Below are 19,422 nucleotides of genomic sequence, written 5' to 3'. Positions count from 1 at the left end.
GGTTTTGTCCACCTATAGGAAATGGCGAGGTTTGTCCACCAGTAGGAAATGGCGAAGTTTGTCCACCACCCAATTCCTTGTCAAGCTTTGAGTAAACTAGCTTGTCAATAGTAGCCCTGAAAGTTAACCCGTCCGGTATTTCAGTTGTGCTAATACCATAGGTCTGGCTGCTACTACCAGTCAAAGGGTCGCTACCACTACCTTGGTTTCCGTCGGCTGTGGATGGGTTGCCAGCACCTGTGGATGGGCTACTACCACCTGCGAATGGGTTGCCAGCACCTGTAGATGGGCTACTACCACCTGTGGATGGGCTACCAGCAACTTTGGATGGGTTTACACCACCTGCAAAGATATTCCAGAAGTTGTCGCCAGCGAAAGGATTACCACCATAGGCTAAATCAGGCTGACTGCCACCGCCACCGCCACCACCACCAAATGGGCTACCGCCACCTTCTCCATTACCAACACCACTGAATAGATTGGCGAGGTCTTCATCACTGAGAACTGCTGTCAAGGGACTGAATGGTGATTGTCCAAGCGGATTGTTCCCACTAGTAGAGGAGTTACCGCTACCACTATTACTCAAATCTTCTGCCATTAGGATTAATCCTTCTATTGTTTGGATAAAAATCTTGCTAGCATCGCAACATAAAGTAGACAAAACAGACTTATTTTTTGTCTACTTTATTGTTATCTTTTTGTTAGCAAAACTAGTTAGTAGCTATTAGATTATTTGGTTATCTTTGTTAATTGGAGACAATCAAATTTTAACCAAAACTACTTACAATTTACAATATATATGATTTGATTTTGAAGGACAATGAAAAATGTTTTGATATGTTTATCAAATTTGTAGATATTTTTAGAAAATGATTTAAAAACAATAACTAAAGTTTTTGGATAATAAAATTGAATGTGGATTAAATATTATATTGCAATGAATAATCTTTTTATAAATTTACCAAATTTTTAGATATTTAATTTATCTGCATTTAGCCGGGGCCATATCACTTTTATCCGACGTGATAGCGCAAGACTGATAATAACGAATAGCACGGTTACTTATAAGCTTACAATAATTAAGTCGGCACAATAAAAGCAAACTATGTGAATAAAAGCAAACAAGGTTTAAACGCCTTTTCTCCTTGCCCTCTGCCCCTGCTCACTGCCTTATTTCAACGATAATTATTTACGCCGACCTAGTTACCTTGCATCATATTAGCACGACTACGAAGTGCAGCAAAAAAAAGGTTCAGGTACAGGGATTACTTTAGATAAATCAGCAAATTAAATCCCGGAATTGTAGGCGAAAGTGTCCACAAAACTAGGGTGATGTAAATTGAACCCAAACTCCATTGATACCAAGCAAGTGCAGAGATGATACCTGGGAAGTGTTCGTCTCGCAGGCGAATGTCGTTAAATCTTAATTTAACTAGGTTGTTGAGGCTAAAATCATAGTAGTTGAGCCAGTTCCAATGCCGATCGCACAACAGAGGCATATATCGTTCCCGAAATGTCTGATTCCTTGGTATGACTGGCAAACGTCCAATCAACAATCGTAACTGGCGAAAAGTGCCGTCTTCTGTGAAGTAAGAAACGTCCATTAAATCGTGATAACGACCTTGTTGGTAAAGTCGGCTCAATAAACCTACCGGGACGGGGACAATAATTATTAAAAGACACCCCAATGTCAGCCAAGGTTGTTGAGCATTGCGAAAAATGGTTAGTAAGCTTAAGGATTCTAAAACGCCAAAATTGACTAATATCGAAATGGTTCGTAGAATGTGGGAATAATTGGTACAGGATGCAGCCGACGATAGCGATCCACTAGCCAAAATAGTAAGCCGAAATAAGCGATCGCAACTCCTCCCACACCTAACACTACCCAAAAATTTGTAACATAGCCACTCAACAACAGCAGTACACTCAACCCCAACCAACTCCAAGCTTGCAATAACCACCCAATGATAGAAAGGGGTTCACTAACAATTAAGCGCTTACTCAGTTGTGTGTATTTTTCTAAATCGATGTCTGCTAAGGTGAGTAACTCACTGCTATTGCGAAACGATTTTATCAGACGACGCTGGGCGATCGCTTGGGCATACAATGGTGTTCTTAAACCCAAATCGCTGCCCACAAAATCTCCTAAAATCAGGGTATAGCTGAGGTCTAAACCCAGAGATTTTGCACCTAGTCCTTTTCGCATGAGTTGGTAAAAAGCATCACGAAAGCTAGTATTTTCTGGGCGTAAATCAATCACCATCTTCTACAAATCCACTGTCAAATTGCCTTCACGAAGTGTGGATGCGCGTAGATGTTCTTGTAATAATTCTAGAGTTAAGGGTGTGCGTCCTGGTTGCGTCTGTGCTGTTGAACTAGGTAGGGGGAAGAGTAGAAGAATTAAAAAACGCAAAGTAACGCATTCGCAAAGCATCTCGCAGAGAAGGAAAACGCAGAGGAGTGCAGAAAAACCCCTCTGCGTACCTTTGCGTTTAAGTTCTGTGTATTTATGCGTTTAAAAAATAAATTATGCAAATTGTTCGATCATTCGTCGCTAATCAGCAGAACAATTTTACCTGTCACAGTACCGCTTTCAATCAGTTGGTGCGCCTTAGCCGCTTCTTTCAAAGGAAACTTATGACTAACATGGATTTTTAATTTGCCTTCATCGATCCAGGTGGCAGATTGTTCGAGAATTTCTGCATGATGCTGGAGACTCTCTTCCAATCCTAGCAACGCTGGTGCCAACATGAATTCTAAACCAATGCGGAGATTACGAGTTCTAGCAGTTTTCCAAACAGTATTGGCATCTGGTTCGAGAATTGTCACAATATCGCCATACACCCGCACTGCGGGGAAGGTTTTGTGAAAGGTTTCACCGCCTACAGTATCAAAAGCCAAGTCTACGCCTTCGCCACCAGTCCAATCTAATACCGCTTGCACAAAGTCTGTTTGTTTGTAAAAAATTACATGGTCTGCACCAAGTTCTCTGACGAAATTAGCCTTTTCCTCAGAACTGACTGTGGTGGAAACAGTAGCACCTTTGAGTTTCGCCAATTGAATTGCTACATGACCGACACCACCAGCACCCGCATGAATCAAAACCCGTTCCCCAGGCTCCAATCGTCCCCTTTCATATAAAGCTTCCCAGGCGGTAATTAACACCAAAGGCGCTGCTGCTGCTTCGGCAAAAGAGATAGAGGCGGGTTTTCGTGCCACAAACCGCTCATTCACAAGGGTATATTCAGCATAATTGCCTTGGTGTGCGCCCAAGCCACCATAGCAAAAATATACCTCATCGCCTGAGCGAAAACGTTGAACACTAGCACCCACCGCTTCGACTACACCAGCACCATCACATCCTAAAATTGTCGGCGTGCGATCGGGGTAGAAAGTGCCTCGACTACGAAGTTTAGTGTCAATGGGGTTAATGCCAGCCGCTACCAAACGCACTAAAAGTTCAGTATTCCCTACAGAAACAGCAGGGTTTGGCACTTCCTGTACTTGCAGAACTTCGGGATTGCCAGCTGCTGTCATCAAGACTGCTTTCACAACTCTTTCCTCCTGGCTTTAGATGCACGTTCTTATGCAACTTTAGCCTAAGAGGGTGGACACAGAGCTATGTTTGAGGGAAAACTGCGATGTCTGGCAACAAAGTGCAAGATGTATACCTTCATAAAGGTAGATATGGAAAAAGTCAACTATTTATCTATAATCTGAAATAAAACTAAATATTCCGAAACATAGCTATAATAAAAGATATACAGCGACAACGCTACTCGTTGCGAGGCAGCCAATATGGATGCCAATCAAGTTTTAAACCGATATGCTCAGGCAGATTTGAAACGAATCAGCCTCAGGACGAATCTAAGAGGGGCAAAAATGCCTGATGGCAGAATGCACAAGGCTCGCTTAAATTCTGCCAAGTAATTTAGTTAACACATGACAAGAATTCCCTTGTCAAATCAATAAAACAATAGAGAGAACATCATGAAAACCGATTTTGATTATCCCAACCAAAATTTGCTTGGAACAGTCGTTTTTAGACCTAGTTTTAACAACTTTGAGAAAATTAATGCCAATCAAGCTTGGTCATTATTTTTCACTGGTGGTAAAGAGGACAAGGTGCTAGGACAACAACCTGAATTAGGCAGATTTTTTACATACCTCTTAATTGCTCTTGGAGTAACTGGAACTCTTTGGACAACCTACTTTAATAGCTTTGTGTAAACAAGTTGGCTACTAACTAAAAGCCGCAAACGGTGATAAGAGAGGCTTAATCTGGATTCTAAGAATTTCAACATATCAAACACGACTTGGAAAATTAATCGGCAATATCTAGCTTTGAGCGATCGCAAGCACGCTCGAAAGTGCCTAATTTTTCGTTCATACATAACCTAACTTTTCAAGTCGGCATCTAAAAGAACTGATAGTAGATCCTTAGAATCCTGATCAACCTAACTTAATTTCATTTTTTTTTCAAGGAGTCTATGATACTCCAAAACATCTAGCTAGGATCTAGCTCCTAGTTTTCGCCCTCAATTAATACAAAATCCAAGAATGAATCAGCCCATGAAATTATCATTAGAGCAAGAATTTAATATCCGTTGCTTTGCTGACAAAGTACAACACATGTCCCATGAACAAGCTCAAGAATTTTTACTTGTACTGTATGAGCAGATGATGATTAGGGAAAAAACTTTCCAGGAATTGCTAAAACAAGAGTGGAGACTGGATTTAGGCGCAGTCTCTGGGTAAAGTAGTAAAGTGATTGCACGCGTTATTGATTTGTGGTTAGCAACAAAGAAAAAAAACCGGGAAACATTATTTTTCCCGGTTTTCTGTGTGGTGTAAGGAGCTTAACTAAATATCATGATAAAGTAACTGCCCAACAACAACGCACTCGTAACAATTTTGGTAACAGACTTTTATGGCGATGACACTCTCAAGTGTATAGGTGTGATGAGAATACAGGCTGCTAACTCAAACGATATTGACTCCTTCCAATTTTATGCTTTGGTTCACCTTAGAGCAAAGCACCACCACAACTAGAACCAGATCCAGCAGTACAACCATAGCAATAAGCAGCAGTTTGTATCTCACTAATTAGGTCTAAACTGCGAGCTTCTAAAAGTTTACTAACTGTCAAGGTTTCACCATTGCGATTTTTCGCAGGTAAATTCATCATTTGATTAAAGTCACAATCATATACATTGCCTAAATAGTCTATTGAAAGTTGATCGCGGCACATCAAATGTTCAACTGTGCCAGAATTAAAATGCGACTCTAAAAACTGTAAATACCTGGCGTACAGTTTTCTTCGTTCTAAATGCATTTTCGTTCTACCAACTGGTAGGTTGGTAATGGTGAAGAGGTTGCTAAACACAATATTAAAATGTTCTTGGAAGAACATTTTGTAATCTCCTTCTAGGTTGGTCTGTTCGGGAGCTAAGGAAAATTTTTCATTCGTGGGCAACTGGGGATTAAATACTAAGTCCAAAATTAAATTTGGCTCTTTCCCATAGCCAAGTTGGTTAAGCCACTGCAAAGCTTTGACTGAACTATCAAAAACACCAGCACCACGCATTTTATCAACATTATCTACTAGGTAGCAGGGTAGGGAAGCCACAACTCTTATTTGGTGTTGAGCAAAATATTCTGGTAAATCAGCAAATCCATCTTCAAAATAAATGGTCAAATTAGACCGGACAATTACCTGCTTACCAGTTGCTCTTGCTGCTTCTACCAATGGCTTAAATCCATAATTCATTTCTGGTGCGCCACCAGTCAAATCCACAATTTTAATTTCGGGAAATTTATGAATTAGCGAAATCAATTGTTCACAAACTTCAGGAGAAAGTTCTTCTGTACGTTTTGGCCCAGCTTCAACATGACAGTGTGTACAGGCAAGGTTACAACGCTTACCTAGATTAATTTGTAAAACAGTGATCTCCTTTTTTGTCAAAGGAGAATTGAGTTTGTTTTTAAATGGTGTGACTGTTGATAGTGTAACTTGTGATTTCGTTTGCATTAGTTACTACTCCTTAAATATGGCAGAAATATATTCAATTGTTCTAATATTGCAATAATCTGTAGGTTATTCCACTAATAATTCCAGCAGTTGGTAAAGTTAAAATCCACGATAATACTATCTGATAAAAAACACGCATATTGGCTTTTTTACCAGTCAGACCTACTCCCAAAATAGAACCAACTGAAACATGTGTCGTAGAAACCGGAAGCCCAAACCGACTAGCTGCAATGACTAGAATTCCAGTTATTATATTTGCTGATAAGCCTTGAGTATGATTCAATGAGGTAATCTTTTCACTCATAGTTACTGCAACTTTTTGGGAGTTGAGTAAACCGCCAAGTGCCATTGCGATCGCAATCGTGATCATTCCCCCCTGAATCGAAAAATACTCAATAACTAGAATGAGTGAGAAAATCTTGGGAGTATCATTTAATCCTCTAGCAAAACTGACAATTCCAGCGCTGAGAAAATGGCAAGTATCAATCATTTTTTGATTGACTGGTAGGTTCCATTTTGAAATGATATAGCCAGATAAGCTGTAAATTCCTGCTCCTAAAGGAATAGCAATGATAGGACTGAGTAATAAAGGCAAAATAAAGGAAGTTCCCAAAGCTGCAAAATTAACTTGGAGTCCGATCGCAACTAATCCAGCGCCAACTAGCGCACCTGTTAAACTGTGAGTTGTGGAAATGGGAAACCCCATGAGGGTAGCTATCAGTACAGTTAAACCAGCAGCGATCGCAACTGCCAGATGAAACTCTGGTGAATTAGCGATCGCATCAGGCACTAGTTCTTTCCCAGAGAAGTTTGTAATTAGTGTGCTTGCCAAGAAAGTTGCAGCAACCGCACCAGCTAAAGTTGTAAAAGTTGCCCACAAAATTGCTGTTTGATAGCTGCTAGTTCGGCTGCCAAACAACGTTGCTACCCCTTTAAAGTTGTCATTTGCACCATTAGAATATGCTAAAAAAAGCGTAGCGATAAATAGACTAATTAACAACATTTTGGGGTTTATAAAGAAAAAGACAGAATCCAGAATTAAGAATGCAATTAGTGAAATATTCCAATTGTGCATTCATTCCCCAGTCGTACAGGATTATTCTGAATTCTGACCTGAGGCGGAGCGTCTTTGGCTTTGCTCCTGAAACCTGAATTTTTTTTAATAAATTAACAGCAACCACCACCGCTATAGTGCCAGGTTGAATTGGTGACAATTATTTCTGCTGGGTTGATAGCCGCAAGTTTAGCAGCAGTTTTATCACACACGGCTGCGGGAATCCCTCGCTGGAGTAGATGACCTGCTGAGTCGTCGAAAAAGGGTTCCAAGCCAGCATAAACTGCTGTTTTTCCTGTAAAGATACAAGCACCATCTTCTGGAATAGCAACTTTAAAGGCAACGGAATCCAGACTTTCTAGAAGTAGATGTTCTTCTAAATTATAACTCTGGGAATCTAATAGACGGTAAGGACGACGGGCGCGAATTTCAACTTGACCAAAACCAGCATTTGTAATCCGTTCAGTATACTCTTGATATGTGAGTGCGCCTGATAAACACATGGCTCTCAGTCGTTCATCTTGTTGAAGATGTGCTGGAATTTGACTGGTGGCAATTGGATCGCTCATCTGCAAACGTCCGCCTGGTTTTAATACTCGATAGGCTTCTTTTAAAGCACGGGTTAAATCTTCTGGTTCAAAGATGTTGAAAAGGCAATTTTGCGCCACGATATCGACGCGAAGATCAGCAACGGGTAAGTTAAAAGCATCACCTTCGCGGATTTCTACAAAACTGGTGTCAAACCACGGGTTTTCTTGAGCAGCAATTTCCAGATTGCGTGCAGCTGCTTCCCGCATGGCCCCAACCGGTTCAACGGCAATTACAGCACCTGCATGGCGGGAAAAGTAAGCGAATTGCAACGCTTCTAAGCCGCCGCCAACACCGACATACAGTACGGTAGGTTGTTTTCCTAGTTCAGTGGGGTGAACAGTAGTGCCACAACCATAGTTCATTTCCTGCATTGGCAAAGGAATTTTCAACCCTGGTAGTTGCAGGGGTGTACTTTGCACACAACAAAGTCCAACTTGCGGGGTTTCAGCAACTTCGCGGTAGAATTGCGCTGCTGTTTCTAGATAAGTCATGCAGTTTTAGATTTTTAGATAATGACAGCTTTGTGCATCCTAATATAATTAACCCGCAGTTGGATGAGTTCTTGCTCTGATTGCCAAAAACCCCAAATCTTCCTATGATAAAAAGTTTTGGGGTTTTACCTTTGTTTAACACTGGAAGGGGACAAGGTGATAAGAGGTGAGAACTTGCAATAAGTCTTTCCCCTTGTCCCCAATTATTCCTTGTCCCTAAGTCCTTTTTCCCATGCCCAATTCCCAAATTCAATCATGCAATGTGTAGCCAACACCACTCACAGTTTGAATGAGGCACTTTTCATTATTGGCTTCAAGTTTCAGACGTAGGTAGCGCATCTGAAGTTCGATGATGTTGGCATCGCCGATAAAGTCGTAACCCCAGACTTCTTGTAAAATGCGATCGCAGGTAATTACCTGTCGCGGATGGGCCAGTAAATATTCTAGTAAATCAAATTCCTTAGCAGTTAACTCAATTAACCGTTGATCTCGGTACACTTGGCGCGTGCGACGATTTAAAGTTAGGTCTTTAAATTTTAAAACATCTGCGCCCTCTACTTGCTGGCTTCTTCGCAAGTGAGCGCCGACTCTGGCTAATAATTCATCAACGCTGAAGGGTTTAACGAGGTAATCATCAGCATCAGCATCTAAGCCTACAATGCGATCGCTCACTTCATCTTTGACGGTCAATAAGATTATCGGCACTTTCTCAGCAATGCTTCGCAGGCGGCGGCAAATTTCCAACCCCGATAAACCAGGCAACATCCAGTCTAAAATTACTAAATCCAGATGTAACTTACGCGCTGCGGTAAGTGCAGTTAATCCATCGTAGGCAATACTGACTTGATAGCCTTCATAATTCAATTCCAATTCGACAAATCGTGCCAGTTTGACTTCATCTTCAACCAGTAAGATGTGCGTCATGATGATGTTAATGATTTCAGCAGGGTATGGTAAGCAAAAATACGGTCTGGAAACACTGTCTTCGAGCTGCCAGCTACTTAAATAGCCAAACATCTAATTAAGTGTACGTTAGCTTAGTATAAACCTGAGTAAGTAACAACCGTAAATCTACAATTACTGATCGCTGCTCGATCAAATAACGATCCAACTGGCTATGAGCAATAGGCTGTGACATCTTCACCGCATTCATCGGCAAGATAACAGAGCGCTTTAAAACGCAAACCAACCACTTCCTCGTATAGGGGATTTAATTTACACATCGGAGGAATGTGAAATAGCTTCCGGCTAAAGAGCGTGATGTCTCGCTCAAAGGGACACTGAGCAGGAATAGCCTTGCAGAGGAAATGAGCCAATTTGGAGTTATGAATTTCTATCCTTTCCAACCACTTGCGGACTAGATGCAGTACATCGTTGTGTAACCGGGTTTGAATAAAACTTGTCATAATTTTTCACCTTTATAATTTCAAGTTAGATGAGTTGGTTGTATTTGAACCTCTATAAATATATACGGTTAGGTTCTATAGTTTTATGCACTGATTGCTCGTTCTCTGGTTCTCTACAGAGATAAAATGAGTCTCTAGGCATACTGTTAACTACAGATTCAATTGCCAAAATTCCGGATGATTTGCCAAGGTGAGCATACTAAATATTGCTGGACTGCAAAACTATAGTTAACCAACTTTTTGGAGGCGCAGCTACTTACCCTAAAAAAGCATTCAGCTTCAGGTGAACTGCGAAAACTAATGACTAATGACTTTTTTAGTAACAAAAAGTTCCTTTTTGACCGATGGGCACTAAGTTACGACTGGCTATTTCCTTCAGTGTTTTATCGAGCCGTTCACAAACGGTTGCTGGAGTACGTCGATTTACCAGAGTCAGCAAATGTACTTGATATCGGCTGTGGTACTGGACGCTTACTTGAGCGCCTTGCTACTCAGTTTCCCGACCTGCAAGCGATCGGATTGGATTTATCTGCTAATATGTTGCGGGTAGCAAGACAGAGTAACCGCCACCGTCCGCGCTTAATTTATATCGAGGGCAAAGCTGAGTCTCTTCCCTTTGCTGATGGTCAATTTGATGCTGTTTTCAGCACTATCAGCTTTTTGCACTATTTGGAACCTAAACAGGTAGTGAGTGAGATAGCACGGGTACTTTCCCCCGGTGGGCGCTTCTACTTGGTTGATATTACCTCCCAAAAAGAGACAGAACCTCAATTTTTGCCAGTTTCTCCCTTTGGAATTAGACTCTACAGCCCTAATCAACGTCAACTTCTTGGCTTCTCTGCTGGGTTATTGTGTTTGAATCACCACTATTTACTAGGGCCAGTCTTGCTAACGATTTTTGCTAAACCTCAGATTTGAAAATGGGGAGTGGGGAGTGGGGAATAGACGAAAGTAAAGGGTTGAAAACAGGTTGTATCAAGCCTTTTTCTGGGTATCTTAATTAGGACTTACGCAAAATATCTCTCAAACTCTTATTTCTCCGTGTCGCGCCAGTTGCTACCCTGCCTTAACGCTAAAAGCGAACAAGTCGGAGAACCGCAAGGGCGCACTGGCTTCTCTGCACCTCTGTGGTTCGTTATTCCGTAACTCTTGCGTAAGTTTTATTAATTACGAATTACGAATTACAAATTACCTCGATGTTCCATAAACACCACAGGAACTCTAAACAGCCTTTTAGCTAATTGCGAGAATCGGAATTTCCCCTTGAGGGAAGACTTGCCTCTTGTTCTGGGAAATTGTGGCAAGTCTTCAAAAGATATTGGCACAAAGTCAAAGCGACTGTAAAACTGCGCCAATCGTTCACCTAAACATTCAAGATAAAGTGGTTGCGTTGCTGTATTAATCAAACGCTGCATTAGCAAAGTACCTAAACCGCGACCTCTCCAAGCTGATGCAACGACCAAACTACCAAGTTCTTGTGCCCCTGAGAAATTACGTAGCTGTCCACAAGCTACCAGATTGCGTAGGCTTTGCCCGCCTTCGGCATCGCATTCAATTACCCAAAATTGCTGCCAATTTAATTGGGTTGGGTCGAGTTTCGCTGAAAATACCAGCAATCGAATCGACCACTGATCCCCAGAAGTTGCCTTGCGAAGCATACACCTAGATGGTAACGATAGATTGCTCTGATTCATTAATCACACTTTGATAGTTTGTATCACAATCATCACATCATATTATTCACATAGTACAGGGGGCGCGGAAATAAACCCCCCTTAACCATAGAAAGCGTTGTAATGTTAAAAAACTCTAGATTTATGGATTTTTCTCAGTATACATGAGTAGTAATAAACAATACTTTCGATAGAGGTAGTAATCAGCCATAACTATATCTGGATAGATGCACTTATACTCCTTATCTTTTTAAGATAATACCAACAATAAAATTATTAGGAATGTAATAATGTCTGAACAACAAAAATCTGGTAGTCAAGAAACTACGCCCAGTTCTTCTGGTGATTACCAAACCACCCTTGACGAAAGTACCCGCAAAACTGGTGATGCTGAAAAGAGCGATGCTAAACCCACTGCTACACCAGAAGCACCAGAAAATGATTCTGTAGCAGGTAGCCCCAATCAGGGAACTGAGTCACGTTAATTGATTTGAAGTTTGCCAAGTTTCAATAATCTACTTGGGTTTTTTTAGTAACCCCGATTTACTAAACTTTGAGTGGATAGTTGTGGTTTATATCACGATTATCCACTCATTTTTGTTGTGTGAGAATCGTTTTTAGGGAGGGTGGAAACTGGTGTGATAAGTGCGTAGGCGCAGCCCACCATAGGCGATCGCTTTAGTACAATATCTGAAGTTTGTCAGCACAACGTTAAGGAAAAATCATCTATCCTTAAAAATCTGCTAAACTTCACGATTCTTAATCATGGCAGCTTACTCTTGTAGCTGACAGAAGTCACACAATCCAATAGGCTGATCTTAAAGTAATAATTTTTCACAAAGCTCATCTGCACAAAAAGGCAGGCTTCGTTGTCCAGTACTTTTGGATTGTTGCTTATCCTCTCTCATTACTTAGTCGTTAATAGCTACCTATACAGAAAATGCCCCTTAAAATCGTCCAGAACTTTGATAGCAGTTTCACTCTTGAAGCACAAGCTCAAGAAACTTTATTCAATTTATTGACAAGCGTTGCTTTCTTAAACCAAATTTGTCAACAGTTGCAATGTGAGCAAGTTAAGTTTACAGAATTACTTTTCCAACCAGTTCCTTACAGCTTAACTACCACTAAAGGAATGCCAGCAGAATTTGAAAAGTATCATGAATCTGATGAATATGCCATCATCAACGTTCCACCAAATTTTATGTTTAGTGCTAAGATTTTTAAACCCAGTCGCCTTTGTGCAATTTACCAAAAAGTGGATAAGGAGAAGGCATAATTTTAAACATATTTGTTCCATAATTAGCAATTCTCAATTCTGAAAGCAAATAGTAAGTTTGATATTTGATGTATGGCTCTTGAAACGAATCTTTCCTCTTTGGCATCCCTGGAATACATTCCTTACATTGATGATCGCGGTCAATTACCCGAACAATTTCAGGGTAAAATTGGGGTATATGCTATTTTTGATCAAGAAAAAGTACTGCAATTTGTAGGATACTCTCGTGATGTTTATCTCAGCCTCAAGCAGCATTTAGTCCGTCAGCCACAGCAATGCTATTGGGTCAAAATTCAAACTATTGAACGCCCTAGTCGCACAATTTTAGAAAATACTGAAAATGCTTGGATTGCAGAAAATGGCAGTGTCCCCTGGGGAAATGGGGATCAAAAGGAAAAATGGACTCATCCCATTGATGTCAAAGTCGTAATGACACCTGAAGAACAGGCAAATTATCAAAATCCAGCTAATGATGAATTAGCACAAATAAAAATTATTAAAAATGTGGCACGGAGAGTAGAAGCAGAAATTTCAACGCAATTGCTAGAAGTGCGTGGTTTGCAAATGCAAATTCGCTTCAATCCTAAATTGAAAGAAGAGGGATTACTAGATTTGAAATGAAGGTGGTTTTGGGGAAAACTATCTTAAGAATATTGCTTGTAATCTCCCATGACAATACAGCTACTGAATGATCGCTATCAAGTTATCCGCACACTAGGCGCTGGTGGGTTTGGTGAAACCTATCTAGCAGAAGATACCTATATGCCCTCAAAGCGCCGTTGTGTGGTTAAACAGTTAAGACCAATTCACAACAATCCCCAAATTTACCAGTTAGTGCAAGAGAGGTTTCAACGCGAAGCAGCTATTCTAGAAGAACTTGGTGGCGCAAATGACCAAATTCCAGCATTGTATGCCTATTTCTCTTCAGGCGGACAATTTTACTTAGTTCAGGAGTGGATTGAAGGCGATACCCTAACTGGAAAAGTTCAAACGCAGGGGCTATTTAGTGAAGGCGCTGTCCAGGAATTATTCATGAATTTATTACCTGTCCTGGATTACGTTCACTCTAAGCATATCGTTCACCGCGATATTAAACCGGATAACATCATTGTGCGTCATCGGGACGGTAAACCAGTGCTAATTGATTTTGGCGCTATACGGGAATCAATGGGAACAGTGGTGAATTCTCAAGGCAATCCTACCAGTTCGATTGTGATTGGTACACCTGGCTATATGCCGAGTGAACAAGCCGCAGGTAGACCAGTTTATTCCAGTGATTTGTACAGTTTAGGAATGACGGTAATTTATTTGCTGACTGGTAAACAGCCGCAACAACTAGAGACGGATTCCCAGACGGGTGAAATTGTTTGGCGACAGTACGCGAGTCATGTTAGCCCAATCATAGCAGGAGTAATTGATCGAGCGATCGCTTATCATCCGCGCGATCGCTACCCCACAGCCAGAGCAATGCTGGATACTTTGCAGAGCATAGCAAATCCAATTCCACCGACGCAACCCCTCTTGACTCAACCGACTGTAGTCTCTGCACCGCCACCTCAAACAGTGCCTGTCAAACCACAGCCTACCCCTCAAACTAATAGTCAGAATAATATCCTCATCGGCAGTTTGGTTGCAGGTGGGCTAATCGGTGCATCTGTGATTATTAGCCAAATCTTACCAAAATCTTCTCAATCTACAGCAGACAAAACGGTGTTACCTTCACAAACGCCGTCAACTGTCACAAGCCCGGTGATAGAAACTCCTAAATTTATACCAACCACCCCATTTCCAACTCAATCTACATCTTCGGTAAATACAATATCGCCAGATGCTACCACGGCTGTCAGCACTTATTTCTGGCTTTCCCGAAGACTTATAACTGATACAGATTTGGATGGGAAAGACGGTTTTGAACTAGATATTATGCGAAATTCGATTTTTGCCGCTCACGGTCGCCGTTTTGATACTCCTGAATTACAAGATTACTTTAATAAGCAACCTTGGTATCGCCCTATATATTCACCGAAAGCATTTCCACCTAAATTGCTGTCAAAATTAGAGCAACAGAATGTAGAGTATATCAGCAAATATCAAGATCGTTACGGCTTGAGATATTTTAAGAAATAAGATTTTTGTGATTATACCATTTTTTTGTAATTAAACGATTTCACAAAATATCTGATATATATAACGGTTCTCCTTTGCATAAACTACTTTTTTAAACCTCACCCCCAACCCCTCTCCTTAGTAAGGAGAGGGGAGTATTTGCACGCCTCAAATACGGGGTGAGGTTTAGACTGTATTGCGCCTAAGTGAGAAGCGCTATATTGGTAGGGCATACTGCTGTACGTCTTTACACGCGATGCATTTATTGCCAAATATTGTTGTAAATGGTATAACTTCTAAGTATATTAGCTTAGACTTATCAAAGGATTTCTTGCTACTTATTAGATAATATCTAGGCTAGCTAGTGTAACATAGTAGACAGATTACTAGATATTTAATAGCCTAAAATCGCTAGATATTAGAGGTTAATGCTAGCGAAGTCTATATGGAGTCAGAGCTAAACTGTTTTCTGTTTGCAAAAGTCCATCTCTAGATACTAGGCAGTTTGAGAACCAGGCATTTATATTTAATATATAAAATTGCTATCTCAAAGATTAGTAATCGATAAGTTAAAGAAATGCCATTTTTATATTTTCTTTGTTATTTTGTATTTAACGGGACAGTTCTTCCTGATTTGGTGGGCTTAAATAACAATTAGTTAAATAAATTCCCCCCAAAGATGCATGTAAATTATTTGCTTTGTGCTTCTTTTCCTTCCTAATTTCCAAGCATAATGCAAATCGGTTAAACAGATTACATGTTAATATTCCCAATCGGCAAATAGTTCATCTACACAAGGAAAACCTTGCCTACGACTATGCTTAAAACAATTAATCAGCGTATTTTTATGTCTGCTTTTGTTAGCCCTTTAGAAGAAAAGAATCAAGCAGGTAGTAAAAAGCGATTTGCTAGACCTAAATTAGATTTACTGCAACCATTACGTCAATCGCTGGACAAATTTGAGATTCAGAATCGGAAATTAGCCAAACTTATTGCTAAACTGATTCCCGCCCAGTGTCCATTCGAGCGTGATCTCATGCTTTTTGGTCGCAAAATAGGGCATATTCCGCCAATGTGCAAACTTAATCCACTTTATAACGAACTTGTCTACTTGCGTTTTCGCGCTTTGTGTTATTTAGTAGATCAGTGTGGAGAGGATATTCAATCCTACTGCTGAAGATAACTAGAGATAATACAATATGGAAATTAAAATTGAGCATCAACCCAAGCCAGAACGCCTCAATGAGTTGGGTGTCTCTAAATGGGAAATTTGGAAAAAGGAAGTTTCCAAATTTCCTTGGACTTATGATTCTCAAGAAACTTGCTACTTTTTGGAAGGTGATGTTGTTGTTACTGCTGATGGTGAACAGCCGGTGCAAATGGGTAAAAGTGATTTAGTGACTTTTCCTGCTGGCATGTCTTGCACATGGGAAATTACAAGGGATGTGAAAAAACATTATTACTTTGATTAGTCAATAGTAAAGATTGATCCCCATTATCTACTTGATGATCCTGAAGAAAACATCTCATAACAAAATTTAGATTTGTATGATGCGGAGGTTCGCAGCGATTGTTGTAGGATAAAGTGGCAGAATCGGTAAATTGTTTATATCAATATCTGTCGAAACTCCTTGCAACTGCATCCCCTAAACAATATTCCTAGAAATAAATAGTTTCATTTCCTCCAAATTTTGCAGAAAATTCTTGCCAGATTGGTGGCTGATAACTAAAAATGTGAAAGCCATAGATCCTCGACTAGTTTGAGAAGTCGGGGATCTTATTATTGAAATTTATCATAGCGATCGCCACCACAGAAAATCCAGAGAGTTCATAATCATGTTAGTGGGAGTTTCACAGAGAAAGATTTCGTCCCACCGCAATTTTATTGAGGAAATCCATTAAAAATGTTACTACATTTAAGTACTTGGCAAGAAGTCGAAGCTTATTTACAGCAGTCAAAGGGGATTATTTTCCCTATTGGTTCCACAGAACAACATGGGCCAACGGGGTTAATTGGCACTGATGCCATTTGTGCAGAAGCGATCGCATCTGGTGTAGGTGATGCAACTGGCGCGATCGTTGGCCCTACAATCAATGTGGGGATGGCACTGCATCATACTTCCTTTCCTGGCTCAATCAGTCTGCGTCCCAGCACTTTAATTCAAGTAGTGCGAGATTATGTAACTTGTTTAGCCAAAGCTGGTTTTAACAAGTTCTACTTTATTAACGGACATGGCGGTAATATCGCCACCCTGAAAGCCGCTTTTTCAGAAACTTACGCGCATTTAGAAGATTTGCAGATTCCCAATGCTCAACAGGTGCAATGTCAAGTGGCAAACTGGTTTATGTGCGGTTCTGTATATAAGCTAGCGAAAGAACTATATGGGGATCAAGAAGGTTCTCATGCAACGCCAAGTGAAGTAGCCCTTACCCAGTATGTTTATCCAAATGCGATTAAGCAAGCATATCTTTCACCAGAAGTTGCAAGCGGACATCGGATTTATAGTGCAGCTGACTTTCGAGTGCGTTATCCAGATGGACGTATGGGATCAAATCCGGCTTTAGCAACGCCTGAACATGGTAAGCAATTTTATGACTTGGCCGTGAAAGAACTTAGCAGTGGGTATTTGGAATTTGTGAACGTTGAATAAAAGTTATAGAAAGACGCTGTAGAGATGCGAGTCAAATTGCACTAAATTGCCCAGACAGTGCTTGGCAAATCTAACTTAGATACTGAAATGCCGCAAACACTGTCTGCGGAATCTAATTTATCAACTTTAGCTCAAGGATTTCCTTTAGTTTCAGGCTTTTTGCTCGGATATTGAAGTTCCAAGGTCGAAACTTGAGGATTTAAGTTTTAATGATGGGGATATGCAGCCCGTTACCCGTTACTGATGACGCACTCCTGAAAAGTAAATTTCTAAATTTGATTCAAGTACATTAATTACTTCAAACTGCCAAAGCTTAAGCCTCCTTTTGCTGAAACTGGTTCAATAACCAAGTTCCAACTTCAGATTGATTCATTTCACGGCTACGGCGTAAAGCTTCCTCTAAAATAGTGTAGGCGTAGCCCGTCGTAGACATCGCCAATCCAGGCAATACTTGTGATTATTGAATACGTTTACTGCCTTGGTCTGCGATCGCATAAGCGATGATTTCGGCATTTTGCACATCTACTACCCAATATTCAGCAACGCCTAACTCTTCATAGAGCGATCACTTTGTACCCAAGTCATCCAACAGAGATGTTTTAGCAATCTCAATCACTAAATTCGGTACAGGATAGCGATCAAGGTTGACAATTCCTGTACCTGCGGGGATAGTTTGGGCGCTTTCTATGAAGTAATACGCTACATCGGGCTGACAGTCCTGAACTCCAGTTTTACAAAAAGTCGTTGTGTCTAAACCTGTCGCCAGTATTCCTTTAAGTGCCGCGAATAGAGTCACTGCAAAAATAATTACAACATGGTCTTTACCATGATCAAAACTAACTGGTACCATCTCCAGCCTCATGTGCCCCTTATAGTAGTAACTCTTTGCCTTCTGGTTGAGCAAGTTAGCGATCGCTTGCTCATACTCTTGCCAAGAAGCACAAATCCATATATCTGTCGGTAACTGGGTCTGAGTTTCACTCATTGCCTAACCCTTATGCCAGTAAGCTATATCTCTTGTAACTCAAATTCTAAACTTCTAGCTCAACTCCTTAACCTTTGAAGCCAAATGTTCAAGTTCTGAAGGGTATGTTTGAGCTTCTGAAGTCCAAGTTTCGTGTTCAGAGGGTCAAACTTGCTGTGATGAGAGTGAAGCTTGGAGTTCAGAAGGGGAAGTTTCAGGCTTTTTGCTCGGATGTTGAAGTTTTGAGGTCGAAACTTCGGGTTCTGAGGTGCAACTTTCGAGTTCTGAGCTTGAAACTTGAGGGTTTGAGGTTAGATGATGGGGATTGGAAGGCGATCGCCCGTTAGCAGAAAAGATATCAAGCTATTGTTTCTTCTTAAATTTTGGAGTCAGATGTTCTGGAATGTTCTCTAACTCAATTGCATTACAACCAAATTTATAGGCGGTTTCTATAGACCTTCCTGCTCCAAGAGCATCATAAAATCCCGTAGCAAACTTGATTGCGGCTGTATCTCCAATTGCGTCACCCATCCCAATTACATAGTCAATATGTTGAACAATTGCCTCTGCTTGCACTTCCGAATAGCAAGCATTGAGGAGAACGCATTCGACGTGTTCAGTACACAGTTCAAATAAATTTGCCAGAGCAGTTGTACTCACTAGCTTTGATTTTCCAGTTTCATCTTCTATCACTAGTCCTTCATCGCCAGATCCATGTCCACAGAAGTGGACAATTTGTGGTTCAGTATCTAATAAGGCTCGACGTAAATCATCAGTCCGAACAGCCCATCTTTGCTTTAGGCTAAATTGCTCACCCTTCTGAGATCGACGTAATCCCTCATGAATTTCACGCACTTCCTTATCCAGGCGTAATCTTGCCTTGGCATTTTCACCAACAAGAGGCTGAAAACATTTTTACTATGTTAACCTCACTAACCCTTAATGATGCCCTGAAGAGAGGAGTATTCGAGATAAATATTTTTGCGATCGCTCTCAAAATCTTAACTTTTAACCTCTGAACTCGGAAGTTGCACCTTTTTACTCAAACGTTGAGCCTCTGAACTCGCAAGTTCCACCTTTTTACTCGAACGTTGAGCCTTTGAACTCGCAAGTTCCACCTTTTGACTCAAACGTTGAGCCTCTGAACTCGGAACTTCGACCTTTTTGCTCAAACGTTGA

The 19,422-nt window shown here is 40.7% G+C and carries 19 protein-coding genes and 2 pseudogenes; 10 read left to right on the top strand and 11 right to left on the bottom strand.

The annotated features are described in order from the left end of the window. The 3 genes and pseudogenes from ACFFAP_RS06705 to ACFFAP_RS06695 all read right to left on the bottom strand — a co-directional run. A pseudogene (locus tag ACFFAP_RS06705) lies at positions 1 to 598 on the bottom strand (hypothetical protein); the annotation flags it as partial. Positions 599 to 1,265: 667 nt separating this feature from the next. Then, positions 1,266 to 2,101: pseudogene (locus ACFFAP_RS06700) on the bottom strand (pentapeptide repeat-containing protein); the annotation flags it as partial. A gap of 443 nt (positions 2,102 to 2,544) precedes the next feature. Continuing rightward, complete coding sequence (locus tag ACFFAP_RS06695; RefSeq protein WP_375510494.1) at positions 2,545 to 3,552, bottom strand: zinc-dependent alcohol dehydrogenase family protein; 1,008 nt, start codon at positions 3,550 to 3,552, stop codon at positions 2,545 to 2,547. 438 nt (positions 3,553 to 3,990) lie between these two features. Between ACFFAP_RS06695 and ACFFAP_RS06690 the strand changes: the two genes are divergently transcribed. Then, the gene (locus tag ACFFAP_RS06690) at positions 3,991 to 4,230 is read left to right on the top strand and encodes a hypothetical protein (RefSeq protein ID WP_375510493.1); all 240 of its coding nucleotides are present in this window, start codon (positions 3,991 to 3,993) and stop codon (positions 4,228 to 4,230) included. A 330-nt stretch (positions 4,231 to 4,560) separates the two neighbouring features. Further along, on the top strand, positions 4,561 to 4,758 hold the full coding sequence (locus ACFFAP_RS06685) for an NblA/ycf18 family protein (RefSeq protein WP_375510492.1): 198 nt from the start codon (positions 4,561 to 4,563) through the stop codon (positions 4,756 to 4,758). A 268-nt stretch (positions 4,759 to 5,026) separates the two neighbouring features. On the opposite strand, the gene arsS is transcribed toward ACFFAP_RS06685, so the two are convergent. The 5 genes from arsS to ACFFAP_RS06660 form a co-directional block, all read right to left on the bottom strand. Further along, complete coding sequence (arsS, locus tag ACFFAP_RS06680; RefSeq protein WP_375510491.1) at positions 5,027 to 6,031, bottom strand: arsenosugar biosynthesis radical SAM (seleno)protein ArsS; 1,005 nt, start codon at positions 6,029 to 6,031, stop codon at positions 5,027 to 5,029. Between the two features lie 43 nt (positions 6,032 to 6,074). Continuing rightward, on the bottom strand, positions 6,075 to 7,034 hold the full coding sequence (locus ACFFAP_RS06675) for an anion permease (protein ID WP_375510490.1): 960 nt from the start codon (positions 7,032 to 7,034) through the stop codon (positions 6,075 to 6,077). A 164-nt stretch (positions 7,035 to 7,198) separates the two neighbouring features. Beyond that, positions 7,199 to 8,167: an arsenosugar biosynthesis arsenite methyltransferase ArsM gene (gene arsM / locus ACFFAP_RS06670; protein ID WP_375510489.1), complete on the bottom strand. Its 969-nt coding sequence runs from the start codon at positions 8,165 to 8,167 to the stop codon at positions 7,199 to 7,201. 249 nt (positions 8,168 to 8,416) lie between these two features. Beyond that, the gene (locus tag ACFFAP_RS06665; protein WP_375510488.1) at positions 8,417 to 9,091 is read right to left on the bottom strand and encodes a response regulator transcription factor; all 675 of its coding nucleotides are present in this window, start codon (positions 9,089 to 9,091) and stop codon (positions 8,417 to 8,419) included. Positions 9,092 to 9,282: 191 nt separating this feature from the next. After that, positions 9,283 to 9,573 carry a Mo-dependent nitrogenase C-terminal domain-containing protein gene (locus ACFFAP_RS06660; RefSeq protein ID WP_375510487.1) on the bottom strand — a complete coding sequence of 97 codons (291 nt, stop codon included), beginning with the start codon at positions 9,571 to 9,573 and terminating at the stop codon, positions 9,283 to 9,285. Positions 9,574 to 9,873: 300 nt separating this feature from the next. On the opposite strand from ACFFAP_RS06660, the gene ACFFAP_RS06655 reads away from it, so the two are divergent. Next, positions 9,874 to 10,491: a class I SAM-dependent methyltransferase gene (locus tag ACFFAP_RS06655; RefSeq protein WP_375510486.1), complete on the top strand. Its 618-nt coding sequence runs from the start codon at positions 9,874 to 9,876 to the stop codon at positions 10,489 to 10,491. Positions 10,492 to 10,754: 263 nt separating this feature from the next. On the opposite strand, the gene ACFFAP_RS06650 is transcribed toward ACFFAP_RS06655, so the two are convergent. Then, entirely contained in the window at positions 10,755 to 11,267 is a 513-nt protein-coding gene (locus ACFFAP_RS06650; RefSeq protein ID WP_375510485.1) for a GNAT family N-acetyltransferase, read from the bottom strand. A gap of 269 nt (positions 11,268 to 11,536) precedes the next feature. Here ACFFAP_RS06650 and ACFFAP_RS06645 point away from each other — a divergent pair, with 269 nt between their 5' ends. From ACFFAP_RS06645 to ACFFAP_RS06615, 7 genes are all read left to right on the top strand, one after another. Beyond that, the gene (locus ACFFAP_RS06645) at positions 11,537 to 11,731 is read left to right on the top strand and encodes a hypothetical protein (RefSeq protein ID WP_375510484.1); all 195 of its coding nucleotides are present in this window, start codon (positions 11,537 to 11,539) and stop codon (positions 11,729 to 11,731) included. A gap of 455 nt (positions 11,732 to 12,186) precedes the next feature. Further along, entirely contained in the window at positions 12,187 to 12,522 is a 336-nt protein-coding gene (locus ACFFAP_RS06640) for a hypothetical protein (protein WP_375510483.1), read from the top strand. Between the two features lie 72 nt (positions 12,523 to 12,594). Continuing rightward, positions 12,595 to 13,143: a GIY-YIG nuclease family protein gene (locus ACFFAP_RS06635; protein ID WP_375510482.1), complete on the top strand. Its 549-nt coding sequence runs from the start codon at positions 12,595 to 12,597 to the stop codon at positions 13,141 to 13,143. 48 nt (positions 13,144 to 13,191) lie between these two features. Beyond that, the gene (locus ACFFAP_RS06630; RefSeq protein ID WP_375510481.1) at positions 13,192 to 14,649 is read left to right on the top strand and encodes a YARHG domain-containing protein; all 1,458 of its coding nucleotides are present in this window, start codon (positions 13,192 to 13,194) and stop codon (positions 14,647 to 14,649) included. A gap of 796 nt (positions 14,650 to 15,445) precedes the next feature. Further along, a complete protein-coding gene (locus tag ACFFAP_RS06625) occupies positions 15,446 to 15,805 on the top strand; it encodes a Mo-dependent nitrogenase C-terminal domain-containing protein (RefSeq protein ID WP_375510480.1) in 360 nt (119 codons plus the stop codon). Positions 15,806 to 15,827: 22 nt separating this feature from the next. Beyond that, positions 15,828 to 16,100 (top strand): cupin domain-containing protein, encoded by a 273-nt coding sequence (locus ACFFAP_RS06620; protein ID WP_375510479.1) that lies wholly within the window; start codon positions 15,828 to 15,830, stop codon positions 16,098 to 16,100. A 432-nt stretch (positions 16,101 to 16,532) separates the two neighbouring features. After that, entirely contained in the window at positions 16,533 to 17,279 is a 747-nt protein-coding gene (locus tag ACFFAP_RS06615; protein WP_375510478.1) for a creatininase family protein, read from the top strand. 565 nt (positions 17,280 to 17,844) lie between these two features. Here ACFFAP_RS06615 and ACFFAP_RS06610 read toward each other — a convergent pair. Further along, positions 17,845 to 18,264: a Uma2 family endonuclease gene (locus tag ACFFAP_RS06610; protein ID WP_375510477.1), complete on the bottom strand. Its 420-nt coding sequence runs from the start codon at positions 18,262 to 18,264 to the stop codon at positions 17,845 to 17,847. A gap of 342 nt (positions 18,265 to 18,606) precedes the next feature. Next, positions 18,607 to 19,098 carry a CHAT domain-containing protein gene (locus ACFFAP_RS06605; protein WP_375510476.1) on the bottom strand — a complete coding sequence of 164 codons (492 nt, stop codon included), beginning with the start codon at positions 19,096 to 19,098 and terminating at the stop codon, positions 18,607 to 18,609. Positions 19,099 to 19,422: the final 324 nt, after the last annotated feature.

The organism is uncultured Nostoc sp., assembly GCF_964245575.1.
In the GTDB taxonomy this organism is placed as follows: Bacteria; Cyanobacteriota; Cyanobacteriia; order Cyanobacteriales; family Nostocaceae; genus Nostoc.
Note: the sequence above shows the minus strand (reverse complement) of the source record. Positions and strands in the feature narration are given on the sequence as shown.